The sequence below is a fragment of the Bradyrhizobium sp. UFLA06-06 genome (assembly GCF_054820065.1).
Genome location: NZ_JADFUD010000043.1, coordinates 25,637 through 39,495, shown reverse-complemented (window position 1 = coordinate 39,495; position 13,859 = coordinate 25,637). Strand labels below are relative to the sequence as shown.

The 13,859-nt window shown below is 65.6% G+C and carries 15 protein-coding genes; 10 read left to right on the top strand and 5 right to left on the bottom strand.

All coding sequences use genetic code 11. The annotated features are described in order from the left end of the window. Positions 1-168: 168 nt before the first annotated feature. The 7 genes from IF803_RS29350 (at position 169) to IF803_RS29320 (ending at position 6,146) form a co-directional block, all read left to right on the top strand. Positions 169-864 carry a cytochrome c biogenesis CcdA family protein gene (locus IF803_RS29350; RefSeq protein ID WP_461194505.1) on the top strand — a complete coding sequence of 232 codons (696 nt, stop codon included), beginning with the start codon at positions 169-171 and terminating at the stop codon, positions 862-864. A gap of 17 nt (positions 865-881) precedes the next feature. Then, positions 882-1,460 carry a thioredoxin family protein gene (locus IF803_RS29345; RefSeq protein WP_461194482.1) on the top strand — a complete coding sequence of 193 codons (579 nt, stop codon included), beginning with the start codon at positions 882-884 and terminating at the stop codon, positions 1,458-1,460. A 189-nt stretch (positions 1,461-1,649) separates the two neighbouring features. Then, on the top strand, positions 1,650-3,056 hold the full coding sequence (locus tag IF803_RS29340; protein WP_461194481.1) for a cytochrome ubiquinol oxidase subunit I: 1,407 nt from the start codon (positions 1,650-1,652) through the stop codon (positions 3,054-3,056). After that, positions 3,053-4,054, top strand: a complete 1,002-nt coding sequence (cydB, locus tag IF803_RS29335; protein WP_461194480.1) for a cytochrome d ubiquinol oxidase subunit II — start codon at positions 3,053-3,055, stop codon at positions 4,052-4,054. Before IF803_RS29340 ends, cydB begins: the two co-directional genes overlap by 4 nt. A gap of 101 nt (positions 4,055-4,155) precedes the next feature. After that, the gene (locus tag IF803_RS29330; RefSeq protein WP_092078858.1) at positions 4,156-4,284 is read left to right on the top strand and encodes a DUF2474 domain-containing protein; all 129 of its coding nucleotides are present in this window, start codon (positions 4,156-4,158) and stop codon (positions 4,282-4,284) included. 170 nt (positions 4,285-4,454) lie between these two features. Beyond that, entirely contained in the window at positions 4,455-5,048 is a 594-nt protein-coding gene (locus tag IF803_RS29325) for a L,D-transpeptidase (protein WP_038385645.1), read from the top strand. Positions 5,049-5,108: 60 nt separating this feature from the next. Beyond that, a complete protein-coding gene (locus tag IF803_RS29320) occupies positions 5,109-6,146 on the top strand; it encodes an amino acid ABC transporter substrate-binding protein (protein ID WP_038385646.1) in 1,038 nt (345 codons plus the stop codon). 345 nt (positions 6,147-6,491) lie between these two features. On the opposite strand, the gene IF803_RS29315 is transcribed toward IF803_RS29320, so the two are convergent. Both IF803_RS29315 and IF803_RS29310 read right to left on the bottom strand, forming a co-directional pair. Beyond that, positions 6,492-7,631 (bottom strand): acyl-CoA dehydrogenase family protein, encoded by a 1,140-nt coding sequence (locus tag IF803_RS29315; protein ID WP_461194479.1) that lies wholly within the window; start codon positions 7,629-7,631, stop codon positions 6,492-6,494. A 131-nt stretch (positions 7,632-7,762) separates the two neighbouring features. Then, entirely contained in the window at positions 7,763-8,947 is a 1,185-nt protein-coding gene (locus IF803_RS29310; protein WP_461194478.1) for an acyl-CoA dehydrogenase family protein, read from the bottom strand. Between the two features lie 169 nt (positions 8,948-9,116). Between IF803_RS29310 and IF803_RS29305 the strand changes: the two genes are divergently transcribed. Then, the gene (locus IF803_RS29305) at positions 9,117-9,662 is read left to right on the top strand and encodes a carboxymuconolactone decarboxylase family protein (RefSeq protein ID WP_461194477.1); all 546 of its coding nucleotides are present in this window, start codon (positions 9,117-9,119) and stop codon (positions 9,660-9,662) included. 134 nt (positions 9,663-9,796) lie between these two features. Continuing rightward, positions 9,797-10,291 carry a VOC family protein gene (locus IF803_RS29300; protein WP_461194476.1) on the top strand — a complete coding sequence of 165 codons (495 nt, stop codon included), beginning with the start codon at positions 9,797-9,799 and terminating at the stop codon, positions 10,289-10,291. Positions 10,292-10,396: 105 nt separating this feature from the next. Here IF803_RS29300 and IF803_RS29295 read toward each other — a convergent pair whose 3' ends face one another. Together IF803_RS29295 and IF803_RS29290 are read right to left on the bottom strand one after the other, a co-directional pair. After that, the gene (locus IF803_RS29295; protein WP_461194474.1) at positions 10,397-10,900 is read right to left on the bottom strand and encodes a DUF2938 domain-containing protein; all 504 of its coding nucleotides are present in this window, start codon (positions 10,898-10,900) and stop codon (positions 10,397-10,399) included. Continuing rightward, complete coding sequence (locus IF803_RS29290) at positions 10,893-11,756, bottom strand: class I SAM-dependent methyltransferase (protein ID WP_461194473.1); 864 nt, start codon at positions 11,754-11,756, stop codon at positions 10,893-10,895. Before IF803_RS29290 ends, IF803_RS29295 begins: the two co-directional genes overlap by 8 nt. An 82-nt stretch (positions 11,757-11,838) precedes the next feature. On the opposite strand from IF803_RS29290, the gene IF803_RS29285 reads away from it, so the two are divergent. After that, complete coding sequence (locus IF803_RS29285) at positions 11,839-12,276, top strand: helix-turn-helix domain-containing protein (RefSeq protein ID WP_461194472.1); 438 nt, start codon at positions 11,839-11,841, stop codon at positions 12,274-12,276. Between the two features lie 282 nt (positions 12,277-12,558). Here IF803_RS29285 and IF803_RS29280 read toward each other — a convergent pair whose 3' ends face one another. Beyond that, positions 12,559-13,773 carry an MFS transporter gene (locus tag IF803_RS29280; RefSeq protein WP_461194471.1) on the bottom strand — a complete coding sequence of 405 codons (1,215 nt, stop codon included), beginning with the start codon at positions 13,771-13,773 and terminating at the stop codon, positions 12,559-12,561. Positions 13,774-13,859: the final 86 nt, after the last annotated feature.

Genomic DNA, 13,859 nt, shown 5'->3' with positions numbered 1-13,859 from the left:
TCGCTCTGTTTTTGGCGCGGCGCCGTGATGCCGAGCGCACCTCGCCTCACACAGACGTGACGCGGCTCGCGACCGGCCCACCGTAACGGCCAAACCGTCCCCGCGAAGAACATCAGGCGTACCCGGCGCGGCCCTCTGGCGCGCCGGGACTCCGATGGACGGATGACGATGCTCAGCCTTGCCCTTGCCCTGCTTGCCGGTGTCGCCACCGTCGCCGCCCCTTGCACCCTGCCGATGCTGCCGATCCTGCTTGGGGTATCGATAGGCCAGACCGGCAAGGCGCGGCCCGCGATGATCGCGCTCGGTTTCGTGATGTCATTCTCTGCGGTGGCATTGCTGCTGAGCGCGATCACGCGCGCCTTCGATTTCGATCCGAGCGTGCTGCGGACCGGCGCGGCCGTGCTGCTCGCGGGCTTCGGCCTCCTGATGATCTGGCCGGCGCCGTTCGAATGGCTGTCGATCCGGCTCACCGGCGCCACCTGCAACGTCGGACAGGCCGCGCCGTCGCAAAGCCTGTTCGGCGGCTTCGTGCTCGGCTCTACGCTCGGCCTGGTGTGGACGCCGTGCGCCGGCCCCGTGCTCGGCTCGATCCTGACCATCGTCGCGACCTCGAAGGACACCGCGTGGGCGAGCCTGCAGCTCGTCACCTACGCGATCGGCGCCGCGATCCCGATGCTTGCGATTGCCTATGGCGGACAGGCCGTCACCACGCACCTGCGCAGCATGGCGCGGATCGCGCCGCGCCTGCAGCAGGGCTTCGGCGTCGTGATCGTCGCATTCGCCGCGCTGTCCTACCTGCAGTACGACACGCTGATCGTGGCGTGGCTGACCCAGTTCTATCCCAACGGCCAGATCGGCCTGTAAGCCCAAAGGAGATATCGATGTCCCTGCGCTTGATTGCCGTATCCGCTCTGGTGGCGGGCCTTGGCCTCGGCGGTGCCGTGATCCCTGGCCTCTGCACCGAGTCAGACGCGCCGGCCCAGCCGGTGCCGCGGGCGATCGCCATGACCGCCGAACAGAGCCCGACCGCGCCCGAATTCGCCGGCATCAGCAACTGGTTCAATTCGCAGCCGCTGAAGCTGGCCGACCTGCGCGGCAAGGTCGTGCTGGTGGATTTCTGGACCTATGGCTGCGTCAACTGCGTCAACACACTGCCGCATGTCACCCAGCTCTATTCAAAGTACCGGGATCGCGGCCTCGTCGTGATCGGAGTCCACACGCCGGAATTCCCGTTCGAGCATTCGGCCTCCAACGTGCAGGCGGCGCTGAAGCGGCACGGCATCCTCTATCCGGTGGCGCAGGACAACAATTCGCAGACCTGGAACGCCTACCGCAACCAGTATTGGCCGGCGCAATACGTCATCGACCAGAACGGCAAGATCGTCTTCCAGCACGCCGGCGAGGGACAGTACGACGAGATCGACCGCACCGTCGCGCGGCTGCTCAACGCCAACAGCTAAGGCCTGATGAGATCAGGTTGAGCTGGAACGGCATCGGAGGTTCACCTCTCCCAACGGGGGGAGGTGAACCGGGACCGCGCCAAGCCGATCCAGCCAAAACTCAACCCGCTTTAGTCGGACAATCCGCCCTCTTTGTCGTCACAGCTGACGTGGTAAGGTCCACGCCAGGTCGACGATGGATGGTGCGTGATGTTCGAAGGCTGGGATGCGGTCGTACTCGCCCGCGCGCAATTCGCTTTCACGATGTCGTTCCACATCGTGTTTCCCGCATTCTCGATCGGGCTTGCGAGCTATCTCGCGGTGCTGGAAGCGCTGTGGCTTGCCACCAAGCGCGAGGTCTACATCAACCTGTTCAATTACTGGCTGAAGATCTTCGCGGTCGCGTTCGGCATGGGCGTGGTCTCGGGCATCGTGATGTCCTACCAGTTCGGCACCAACTGGTCGTCCTTTGCCGACAAGACCGGGCCGGTGATCGGTCCGATGATGGCCTATGAGGTGTTAACCGCATTCTTCCTCGAGGCCGGCTTTCTCGGCGTCATGCTGTTCGGGCTCGAACGCGTCGGCCCCAGGCTGCACTTCGTGGCGACGCTGATGGTCGCGATCGGCACGCTGATCTCGGCGTTCTGGATTCTGTCGGCCAATTCCTGGATGCAGACACCGACAGGCCACGCCGTCAACGCCGACGGCCAGTTCGTCGCCGCCGACTGGCTCAAGGTGATCTTCAATCCGTCGTTCCCCTACCGCCTCGTGCACATGGTGCTGGCGGCCTACCTCACCACTTCGCTGGTGGTCGGCGCGGTCGGTGCCTGGCATCTGCTCCGCGACCAGCATCTGGCGGGAGCGCGCGTGATGTTCTCGATGGCGATGTGGATGGCGACGCTGGTGGCGCCGATCCAGATCCTCGCCGGCGACCAGCACGGCCTCAACACGCTGGAGCACCAGCCCGCCAAGGTGATGGCGATGGAAGGCCATTACCAGAGCCACAAGGACGGCGCGCCGCTGATCCTGTTCGGCTGGCCCGACCAGCGTGAGGCGAAAGTGAAGTATGCGATCGAGGTGCCGAAGCTGTCGTCGCTGATCCTCAAGCATTCGCTCGACGCGCCGCTGGCCGGCCTCGACACCGTGCCGCGCGAGAACTGGCCGCCGGTGCCGATCACCTTCTGGTCGTTCCGCATCATGGTCGGCCTCGGCTTCCTGATCATGGGGCTCGGCCTGCTCAGCCTTTTGATGCGCTGGCGGGGGATGATGTACCAATCGCCGCTGCTGCATCGCTTCGCGGTGCTGATGGGCCCCGCCGGCTTCATCGCGGTGCTCGCGGGCTGGATCACCACGGAGACCGGGCGGCAACCGTTCACCGTCTACGGCCTGCTGCGCACGGCGGACTCAGCGTCGCCGCTGGCGGCGCCGGCGGTGGGCTCGTCGCTGATTGCCTTCATCATCGTCTATTTCGCCGTGTTCACCGCGGGCGTGATCTACATCCTGCGGCTGATGGCGCAGCCGCCGCATCCCGGCGAGCAAGGCCCGACGAAGGATCTTCCCGCCCGCGCCGCCGGCATCACGCCGGCGGCAGGTGCTGCCGTGGAGGCCGCACGATGATCGATCTCGCCACGATCTGGGCCTTCATCATCGCCTTTGCCGTGTTCGTCTATGTCGTGATGGACGGCTTCGATCTCGGCCTCGGCATCCTGTTTCCGCTGTTTCCGCAAAAGACCGACCGCGACGTCATCATGAATACGGTGGCGCCGGTGTGGGATGGCAACGAGACCTGGCTGGTGCTCGGCGGCGGCGGCATGATGGCGGCGTTTCCGCTGGCCTATGCGGTGCTGATGCCGGCGCTCTACACGCCGATGATCGCGATGCTGCTCGGCCTCGTGTTCCGCGGCGTCGCCTTCGAATTCCGCTGGCGGACCCAGAAGGCGCGCAACAAATGGGATATCGCTTTCGCCGGCGGCTCGCTGCTCGCGACACTGGCGCAGGGGATCGCGCTCGGCGCCATCCTGCAGGGCATCCATGTCGAGGGACGTCAGTACGCCGGCGGCTGGTGGGATTGGCTGACGCCGTTCAGCATCCTGACCGGCGTCGCGCTGGTGATCGGCTATGCGCTGCTCGGAGCGACCTGGCTGGTGATGAAGACCGAGGGTGAGCTGCGCGACCGCGCCTACCATCTGAGCTGGATGTTGTTGATCGCGATGCTTTGCGCGATCGGCGCCGTCAGCATCGCAACCCCGTTCCTCAGCGTGCAATACACCCAGCGCTGGTTCGCCTGGCCCAACATCATCCTCACCGCGCCAGTGCCGATCGCGGTCGCCGCCGTCACCGCGCTGCTGCTGCGCGCGCTCAGCGACAAGAACGACCACCAGCCGTTCTTCCTGACGCTGGCGCTGTTCGCCCTGTCCTATGCCGGGCTCGGCATCAGCATGTATCCATACATCGTGCCGCAGAGCATCACGATCTGGCAGGCGGCGGCACCGGCGAACAGCCAGATCTTCATGCTGGTCGGCGTCTCGATCCTGGTGCCGCTGATCCTCGGCTACACCGCCTGGGCCTATTGGGTGTTCCGCGGCAAGGTGCGCCCCGGCCACGGATACCACTGATGCCACTAGAGCGTTTTCCAGCGAAGTGGATCCCGGTTCGCGTCAAGAAAACGCGTCAGGACGAGAATCTAGAGCCCCGTTCCGATTCCATCGGAACGGAAATGGCTCTAGTGCCGAATCAGCGGCCGCTCGGCCAGCGCCTGCTGTGGTTCGCGGCGCTCTGGCTCGGCGGCGTCGGCACCGTGGCGCTGATCTCGTTCGCCTTGCGACTCTGGATCGCGCCGAAATGAGGCGGCCCGTCTGACGTGCCGCGCCAATCAATGACAAAAAACAGAAGCATTACAGGGATATACCTGTGATGCCGCCCCAAGCTTGCCATCAAGCTGCCGCTGAGATTTGATGCTGCCTGATTTGCGGGTGGAGCAGCCATTTGGCCGCGCGCCAACAAGGAGAGCTTTGCATGACGAAACTTCGTCACCTGGTCTGGATGTTGATCGCGACGGGCGCGCTCGTGCTGTCGACGTCGCAGGGCTTCGCTCAGAGCCGCCCGGACGCCGACGAGCCCGGTCTTGTCGCCGACGACAGCTACGAGCTCGACCCGGAATGGCAGAAGCAGGTCGTGTATTACCGGACCAATGAGGCGCCGGGCACCATCATCGTCGCGACGGCCGAGCGCCACCTTTACCTGGTGCAGGGCAATGGCCGCGCGCTCCGCTACGGCATCGGCGTCGGCCGCGAAGGCTTTCAATGGCAGGGCCTCGTGAGCATCACCCGCAAGGCCGAGTGGCCGGACTGGGTGCCGCCGCCGGAAATGATCGCGCGCCAGCCCTATCTGCCGCGCTTCATGGCGGGCGGCCCGGGCAATCCGCTCGGCGCACGCGCGATGTATCTCGGCACCACGGTCTACCGCATCCACGGCACCAACCGGCCCGACACCATCGGCACCGCCGTGTCCTCCGGCTGCTTCCGCCTGGTCAACAACGACGTCGCCGATCTCTACAACCGCGTTCCGGTCGGCACCAAGGTGATCATCCGGCAGAAGCCCGAACTGTAGCCTTCAGCCTGCTTCGATATCCGTCCCGCTTTCCCCCCGATCATTCGCGAGAGAGAACCCATGCGTACATTTCGAGGCGGCCTGACGATCGGGCTCGCGATCGCCGCGCTGGTTGCGGCCGCCGCCATTACCTATGAGCGCTACGACACCCGCACGCTGAAGCGCACCGTCCGCCGCGGCGACGTGCTGTGCGGCGTCAACAAGGGCCTGCCGGGCTTCTCGATCCCGGACGACAAGGGTAACTGGACCGGCTTCGACGTCGACTTCTGCCGCGCGGTCGCGTCGGCGATCTTCGACGATCCGTCGAAGGCGAAGTTCGTGCCGCTCGACGCCAGCGAGCGCTTCAAGGAGCTGCAGAACCGCAAGGTCGACATCCTCTCGCGCAACTCCACCTGGAGCATGTCGCGCGAGACCAATTACGACCTCTACTTCCCCGCAGTCGCCTATTATGACGGCCAGGGCTTCATGCTGCCGCGCTCGCGCAACATCGATTCTGCGCTCGACCTGAACGGCAGCAAGGTCTGCGTGCAGGCCAACACCACGACGCAGCTCAATCTCGCCGACTATTTCCGTGCCAACAACATGAAGTACACGGAGATGAAGTTCGACAAGCTGGACGACGTCGTGAAGGCCTATAACTCCGGCCAGTGCGATACGCTGACATCGGACGCCTCGCAGCTCTATGCGCTGCGGCTCAACCTCGCCAAGCCGAGCGACCACACGATCCTCGCCGACATCATCTCCAAGGAGCCGCTGGCGCCGGTGGTGCGCTTGCGCGACGACGACTGGATGATGATCGTGAAGTGGACGCTGTACGCCATGATCAACGCCGAAGAGCTCGGCATCACCTCGAAGAATATCGACGAGGCGCTGAAGTCGAAGAAGCCGGAGGTGATGCGGCTGGTCGGCACCGAGGGCTCCTATGGCGAGGATCTCGGCCTGACCAAGGACTGGGCGGTGCGCATCATCCGCCATGTCGGCAATTACGGCGAGGTCTACGACCGCAACGTCGGCGCCGACTCCAAGCTGAAGATCCCGCGCGGCATGAACCAGCTCTGGAACGCCGGCGGCGTCCAGTACGCGCCGCCGATCCGGTAACGGCGCGCAGCCGGGCCACGGCCGCCACCACATACAACGCCGTCGTCCCTGCGAAAGCAGGGACCCATACGCCGCGGCGGATATTGTAGGTGGGACTCGTCGTTCCAGCGGCGCGCGACAGTCACCCATTCGTGGCTATGGGTCCCTGCTTTCGCAGGGACGACAGTGAGCATGCTGTACGGCTTCGGTGTCATCACCCGGCTCGACCGGGTGATCCAGTACGCCGCGGCCTCTCCGCTCAAGCACGACTGTCTCTGGAATACTGGATCGCTCGGTCGAGCCGAGCGATGACAGCGTGTTGCGTGGTGACGACGCCGCGTTATGCGACGACGACGACGCGGCCGATCAATATCCCTTGCCGCTCGCCAGCTGGTCGGTGTGGAAATTGCTGTCGCCGAACAGCTCCTGGCAGACCCGGGCGCGCTTCATGAAGAAGCCGATGTCGAACTGGTCGGTCATGCCCATGCCGCCATGCATCTGCACGCCCTCCTGCACGGCCAGCGTCGCCGTGGTGCCGGCGCGGGCTTTTGCCACCGCGACCGCGGTTGCGGCCTTGTCGGCATCCGTATCGAGCGCCTGCAGCGCTTTCAGAACGGCGGCGCGGGTGATCTCGATATCGATATAGAGCTGGGCGGCACGGTGCTGCAGCGCCTGGAATTCGCCGATCGCCTTGCCGAACTGCTTGCGCTCCTTGAGGTAGGCCACGGTGCGGCCGAACACCTCGTCGGAGAGGCCGACCATTTCGGACGCCACCGCGCCGCGGCCAATATTAAGCACCCCCTCGAGCAACCCAAAGCCCTGATCGACTTCGCCGAGCACGCTGTCGGCGTTGACCTCGACATTGTCGAACACGATGCGCGCCGCGTTGTGCGAATCGACCATCGCGGTGCGCTCGACCGCGAGCCCCTTGGCCTTCGGATCGACCAGGAACAGCGTCAGCCCGTTCTTGTCGCCGGCGCTGCCGGCCGTGCGCGCCGCCACGATCAAGAGATCGGCGGTGTGGCCGTCGACCACGAAGGCCTTGTCGCCCGACAGCTTGAAGCCGTTGCCGGAGCGCGTGGCCCGCAACTTCGTCTGCAGCGGGCGATGCTTGGCGCCCTCATCGATCGCCAGCGCCGCCAGCAGCGAGCCGTCGGCAATCCCGGGCAGATGCTGCGCCTTCTGCGCCTCGCTGCCGCCGCGCGACAGCGCCGAGGCGGCGAGCACCGAGGTCGCGAGGAACGGCGATGGCATCAAGGTGCGGCCGATCTCCTCCATGACGATGCCGGCCTCGACGCAGCCGAGCCCGCTGCCGCCGAACTGGTCCGGCACCAGGAGGCCGGAGAAGCCCATCTCCGCAAATGTCTTCCAGAGATCGCGCGAGAAGCCGGTGGCATCCTTGGCATCGCGCAAGGACCGCAGATGCGCCACCGGCGCCTTGTCGCTGATGAGACCGCGCGCACTGTCGCGCAGCATGGATTGTTCTTCGGTGAGGACGAGGGCCATGGGGGAATCCGATCTAACGTACTAAGCAACGGTCTGAGTTCGTCATTCCGGGGCGATGCGCAGCATCGAACCCGGAATCTCGAGGTTCCGGGTTCGCCGCTTCGCGACGCCCCGGAACGACGGTGCAGCGATCACGCGCCCGGCAGGTCGAGGATGCGCTTGGCGACGATGCCGAGCATCACCTCCGAGGTGCCGCCCTCGATCGAATTGGCCTTGGTGCGCAGCCAGGCACGCGGGCGGGCGCCGCCCCTGGAGCGGTCGCTCTCCCATTCCAGCGCGTCGATGCCGCCGGCCGACATCAGGATCTCGTAGCGGCGCTTGTTGAGCTCGGTGCCGTAATATTTCATCGCCGAGGAGAACGCCGGATGCGATTGTCCGGCCTTGGCGAGATCGACCGCGCGCTCGGCGGCGGCGGCGAGCGCGGCCTCGTCGACCTCGAAGCTCGCGATCTGGCTGCGCAGCTGCGCGTCGTCGAGCTTGCCTTGCGCGTCCGCACCGACCGAGTCGGCGGCGATCTGGCCGAGCGGACGGCCGACGCCGCGCTCGCCCATGCCGGAGATCATCGCGCGCTCGTGCTGCAGCAGATATTTCGCGACATCCCAGCCGCGATTGACGGTGCCCACGACATGCGACTTCGGCACGCGGACATTGTCGAAGAAGGTTTCGCAGAACGGCGAATAGCCCGAGATCAGGAGGATCGGTTTGGTCGACACGCCTTTCGAGGCCATGTCGAACAGGATGAAGCTGATGCCGTCATGCTTCTTGGCCGCCGGATCGGTGCGCACCAGGCAGAAGATCCAGTCGGCGTAGTTGGCATAGGACGTCCAGATCTTCTGGCCGTTGATGATGTAGTCGTCGCCGTCGCCGACCGCGCGGGTCTGCAGCGAGGCGAGGTCGGAGCCGGCGTTCGGCTCGGAATAGCCCTGGCACCAGCGGATCAGGCCCGCGGTGATCTTCGGCAGGTGCTCCTTCTTCTGCTCCTCGGTGCCGTATTTCAGCAGCGCCGGTCCGAGCATCGAGATGCCGAACGAGGTCAGCGGCTGACGCGCGCCGATCGCAGCCATCTCCTGGCGCACGATCTTGGCCTCCTCGCCGTCGAGGCCTCCGCCGCCATATTCCTTCGGCCAATGCGGCACGGTCCAGCCCTTGTCGCGCATCCGCTCGAACCAGACGCGCTGCGCTTCGGACGAGAATTTCGTGTTGCGGCCACCCCAGAAGGTGTCGCCATCCGAGGTCATCGGCTTGCGCATCTCCGCCGGGCAGTTCTGCTCCAGCCAGGCGCGGGTCTCTGCGCGGAATTTTTCGAGGTCAGCCATGGTGCGTTTCCAGTCAAAAATCGTCGAATTGGATTCGACCTTAGACCTACGCAGCCGCCGAATTCAATATGCCTCGCGGCCGCGCCATGCTCTGGCGTCGCTACTCACTGCGCGCGATCGGGTGTATCGCCGAGATGGGGTAACGCTTGAAAAACAAGAGGAAACGGACATGCGGCTGAAGCTGCTTTCGCCTAGCGAAATGAACGCCGCCCAGAAAGAAACCTACGACGAGTCGATTGCCGGCAAGCGCGGCGCGCCACCGGCGCCGATGATGGCCTGGCTGAACAGCCCGGAGATGGCACGGCATGCCACGCGGCTCGGCGAGGTGCTGCGCTTCGACACGATCTTTCCGCCAAAACTGTCGGAGATCGCGATCCTCGTCACCGCGCGGCACTGGACCGCACATTACGAGTGGTATGCCCACAAGCGCCTTGCGCTGAAGGGCGGCCTCGATCCGAAGATCATCGAGGACATTCGCGTGCGCCGGACGCCGAGCTTCGACGAGCCCAAGGCCAGGGTGATCTACGACGTCGCCAAGGCGCTGCACGAAGGTCACGGCCTGCCGAAGGCACTGTATGACGAGGCGGTCGAGGTGCTGAGCCAACGCGGCCTGGTCGAGGTGATCGGCCTCTGCGGCTACTACACCATGGTGTCGATGACGCTGAACACGTTCGAGTTCCAGCTGCCCGGCGGCGAGCTGTCGGAGCTCTGCTAGGCCCGGCGACCGTGGCGCCTTTCGGAAACCTTGCGTTTCCGGATCGATCGCTCCGGCGTCGGCAAATCCGGACTATATCAGGCGGCGAACCTCGCCCCTGATGGCAGGGGCATTGACGTCAACGGAGTCCGCTCATGCCAGAGAATCCCCCCATCATCGCCGGCACGCGGATCGGGCATGTCCATCTCAAGGTGGCCGATCTCGAGCGCGCACTTGGCTTCTATTGCGGCGTGCTCGGCTTCGAGTTGCAGCAGCGGCTGGGCGCGGACGCGGCCTTCATCTCGGCGGGCGGCTATCACCACCACATCGGCCTCAACACCTGGGAGAGCAAGGGCGGCCATCCGCCGCCGCCGGGCACCACCGGCCTGTTCCACACCGCCATCCTCTATCCCACCCGCCCGGCGCTCGCCGATGCGCTGCACCGGGTGCTGTCGGCCGGCATCGAGCTCGACGGCGCCAGCGACCACGGCGTCAGCCAGGCGCTTTACTTACGCGATCCCGACGAGAACGGCGTCGAGCTCTATTGGGATCGCCCCGAGGCCGAATGGCCGCGCAGCGCGGACGGCAAGCTCGCGATGTTCACGCGACGGCTGGACGTTGAGGATTTGCTGAAGCAGCGGGCGGCATAATTCCGTATCCCGGAAGGAGCTTGTAGCCCGGATGAAGCGCAGCGAAATCCGGGGTTCGCGCCATAAGGTGATGCTGTCCCCGGATTGCGCTTCGCTTCATCCGGGCTACGGGTTCAGGAACGGGTGCGCGAGCCGGCCGGCCGCGTAGAGCCCAAAGCCGAACACCGCATGCGTCACGAGGCTCTGCAGCCGCGCCGCCCATGGACGGGGCGTGCGGCTCGCGGCGATGCCGGCGCCCATCGCGGGCTGCATCACCAGGAACGGCGCGGCCACGCTGCCGATCCCGACCATCAGGGCCGGAGCGATGGTGGGCTGCCGCACCCAATCGAGGCCGAACATCGCAAGCAGCACGCCGGCAAAGCCGATCCCGATCAGATAATGCGCGCCCCATCCGATCACCCGTTCGCCCGCGACCTGCGGTGACGCGGCGATGCGGTCGTGGCGCAGGCGCCCGCATACGAGATGGCCGAGCCAGCGGCCGACCAGGGCATAGTCCAGCGACGGGGTGCCAAGCAGGCGCTTTCGAACCATCCCCCAGATGTCCATCACGACGGTCGCGCCGGTCCCGATCAGCACCGCGCTCGCCACAAATTCCTCGGCTTCAACCATGCACGGCCTCCGCCGGCGCTCGTGCCGCGACCATCCAGCAGGCCGCGGTAAAGCGAATCTCGGTCCCATGGATGTAACGACCGAAGGCCCCGCGCACGGTCTCGATCACATGCGTGCGAAGCGGCTCTTCCATCGTCTGCAGCATCACACCGACCGGGCCGAGCCAACTCACATAGCGGGTCAGCTCCGATGCCGGAAAGCTGAGCGCGACATCGACCGGATCGATCGCGATCGCCTCCCAGCCGCTATCCTCTAGGATAGTTTCGACCCGCTTCCGGTCGGCGAAGCCGAACTGCCCCGGCGCATCGGGACGCCGCGCCGGAAGATCCGGCAGCAACGGCTTCGCCGCCTGTTCCGCCGTCGTCATGAACGGGTTCTCGGCGGCGCCGCGCCACGCGATGAAGCGGAGCGCAGCACCCGGCCGGGCCGCGCGGCGCAGATTGGCGAAAGCCTGCACCGGATCGGCAAAGAACATCACGCCGAGGCGCGAGACGATCATGTCGAAACTCGCGGGCGCGAACAGACAAGTCTGCGCGTCGGCGCAGATGAAGCTGACCGGCCGCCCTTCCCGCTCCGCGCGGGCGCGCGCCGCCGCGATCATCGGCTCGGAGATATCGATGCCGGTGCAATGCCCTTGCCGGCCGAGCACGCGGGCCACAGCGAAGGTCGTGGCGCCGGTGCCGCAACCGATATCGAGCACGCGGCTGGCCGCGGCATCGGACACTGACCGGACGAGCAGCTCTTCAAGCGGCCTGAACATCCCTTCGAGCACGTCGCCTGTCTCGACCCAGGCGCGGCCGGCGGCGCCGTTCCAGAGTTTGACCTGCTCGTCGCCAGCTTGCGGTGCGACACCCATGATTCTCGTCCTTGTTGATGCCTGCCTCGGGCAAGCGATAGGCTGGATACTGCCAATTCAAGTGAACTTGAGGTCAAGGGCCATGCGGGACATCGATATCGCGGAGGTGGCGGAGCTGTCGGGCGTGCGCGCCTCGACCTTGCGCTTCTACGAGGAGAAAGGTCTGATCGCCTCGCATGGACGGCGCGGGCTGCGCCGCCTGTTCGATCCGGCGGTGCTCGACCGGCTGGCGCTGATCGCGCTCGGGCGCGCCTCCGGCTTCTCGCTCGACGAGATCGCAAGGATGTTCGCACCCGATGGAAGGCCGCGCATCGACCGGAAAATGCTCTCTGCCAAGGCCGACGAGCTCGACCGCACCATCCGCAGGCTCAACGCGATGCGCGACGGCCTGCGCCACGCCGCCGTCTGCCCGGCTCCGAGCCACATAGAATGCCCGACTTTTCGCCGGCTGCTGCGGGTCGCGGCGGCGGGCAAGATCGGTGAGCCGAAGAAGGTGCGGAAGTCACGCCGCAAGTCGTAGAACGTAGCCCGGATGAGCGAAGCGCGGCGGTCGCAGAGGAAATCGTAGCCCGGATGAGCGAAGCGACATCCGGGGTCTGGCGCAAGCTGATAGACCGGTCCCGGATATCGCTGCGCTCATCCGGGCTACAGGCGACTACAGGTCTTTATCCCCTTCCCCCTGAAAGGGGGAAGGTCGGGATGGGGGTCAGCCACAGGCTCTGCTGCAAGTGGAGAGAGCAGATCCCCACCCGCTTTGCTCTGCGAGCAAAGCGACCTCCCCTTTTCAAGGGGAGGTGGAAAGCTACTTCCCTTTCGCCATGATCGTCGCCGCCGCGATCAACTCCAGGCCAATGCAGCCGTAGAACGGCAGTGCGTAGCTGCCCGAGAGATCACGCAGCAGCCCGACCACGCCGGGGCCGAAGGCGTAGGTGATCTGGTTGATCGCGGTGATCAGACTGACCAGCACGCCGAATGCACGCGGATCGAACTCGCGCTGCACGATCAGCGCCGGCAGCGTGATCAGATTGCCGACCGAGAAGCCGAACAGCGCGCAGGCGGCGATCTGCGCCACGTCATTGTACACATTGATGATGACGGCGAGCGCGACCGCCTGGCTGACAAAGGACAGCGCCGACGCCAGCCGCTGGTTGAGCCGATCGATCACGAAGGAGAACGAGACGCGCCCGACCACGGCCATCGCGGTCAAGAGCGCCATCGCCACCGTCGCGCGCTCGCGGCCGATCACCTGATCGAGATAGGCGATCAGATGCACGATGAAGCCGACCTGGGCGAACAGCACCAGCGCGAAAGCGATCGACACCGAGAGGAAGCGGATGTCGCGCAGCGCCCGCGCGCGCACCTGGGTCGCCGATGGCGCGTCGGCCGCCGCGGCCGTGACCGCGTGCAGATGCGCCGGCGGCCGCCCGACAAAGATCAGGATGACAGGCACCATCACCACGATCAGCAGCACCGCGGCCGCGATCATCGCGCCCGAGAAGCCGAAAGCGCCGATTCCCGCCACCAGCAGCGGCACGCCGACGATGCCGCCGAAGCTCGCGCCGTTCAGCGCCAGGCTGATCGCCATGCCGCGCTTCTTGTCGAACCACAGGCCGAGCGTGTTGGTGATGATGCCGAGGCTGGTGCCGGCCCAGCCGAACGCCAGCAGCGCATCGGCAAGATAAAGCTGCCAGGGCTCGCGCACCTCGCCGATCGCAATCGCCGCGATCGCCATCGCGAAAGTGCCGGCGATCAGGCAGCTGCGCGCGCCGAACGCCTTGATCGCCTCGCTGACGAAGGCAACCAGCGCCGCGCCGAAAAGGTAGAAGAAGGTCGTGCCCGAAGAGATCAGCGACGCCGGCCAGCCGTGCAGCCGCTGCAGCTCGGCAACATAGACGCTCTGGCCGTAGAAGCCCAGTCCCCAGCCGAAGGTCGCAAGCAGGAAGCAGACGACGACGATGCGCCAGCCCTCATAACCAAGCGAGGATTCGTCTGATAGCGTGGGTGAGGATGCGTCCATTTCTTGCTCTTGCTTCCGACATCGTCATGACCGGTTTTATCCGTTCTCACGATGTAAGGAGCCGTGCAAGCCGGTCACTTCGAAAC

Excerpts from the sequence above, each read along its gene's own strand:
- IF803_RS29350 (WP_461194505.1), top strand. The coding sequence starts at position 169 with ATGCTCAGCCTTGCCCTTGCCCTGCTTGCCGGTGTCGCCACCGTCGCC.
- IF803_RS29345 (WP_461194482.1), top strand. The coding sequence starts at position 882 with ATGTCCCTGCGCTTGATTGCCGTATCCGCTCTGGTGGCGGGCCTTGGC.
- IF803_RS29340 (WP_461194481.1), top strand. The coding sequence starts at position 1,650 with ATGTTCGAAGGCTGGGATGCGGTCGTACTCGCCCGCGCGCAATTCGCT.
- cydB (WP_461194480.1), top strand. The coding sequence starts at position 3,053 with ATGATCGATCTCGCCACGATCTGGGCCTTCATCATCGCCTTTGCCGTG.
- IF803_RS29330 (WP_092078858.1), top strand. The coding sequence starts at position 4,156 with ATGGCTCTAGTGCCGAATCAGCGGCCGCTCGGCCAGCGCCTGCTGTGG.
- IF803_RS29325 (WP_038385645.1), top strand. The coding sequence starts at position 4,455 with ATGACGAAACTTCGTCACCTGGTCTGGATGTTGATCGCGACGGGCGCG.
- IF803_RS29320 (WP_038385646.1), top strand. The coding sequence starts at position 5,109 with ATGCGTACATTTCGAGGCGGCCTGACGATCGGGCTCGCGATCGCCGCG.
- IF803_RS29315 (WP_461194479.1), bottom strand. The coding sequence starts at position 7,631 with ATGGCCCTCGTCCTCACCGAAGAACAATCCATGCTGCGCGACAGTGCG.
- IF803_RS29310 (WP_461194478.1), bottom strand. The coding sequence starts at position 8,947 with ATGGCTGACCTCGAAAAATTCCGCGCAGAGACCCGCGCCTGGCTGGAG.
- IF803_RS29305 (WP_461194477.1), top strand. The coding sequence starts at position 9,117 with ATGCGGCTGAAGCTGCTTTCGCCTAGCGAAATGAACGCCGCCCAGAAA.
- IF803_RS29300 (WP_461194476.1), top strand. The coding sequence starts at position 9,797 with ATGCCAGAGAATCCCCCCATCATCGCCGGCACGCGGATCGGGCATGTC.
- IF803_RS29295 (WP_461194474.1), bottom strand. The coding sequence starts at position 10,900 with ATGGTTGAAGCCGAGGAATTTGTGGCGAGCGCGGTGCTGATCGGGACC.
- IF803_RS29290 (WP_461194473.1), bottom strand. The coding sequence starts at position 11,756 with ATGGGTGTCGCACCGCAAGCTGGCGACGAGCAGGTCAAACTCTGGAAC.
- IF803_RS29285 (WP_461194472.1), top strand. The coding sequence starts at position 11,839 with ATGCGGGACATCGATATCGCGGAGGTGGCGGAGCTGTCGGGCGTGCGC.
- IF803_RS29280 (WP_461194471.1), bottom strand. The coding sequence starts at position 13,773 with ATGGACGCATCCTCACCCACGCTATCAGACGAATCCTCGCTTGGTTAT.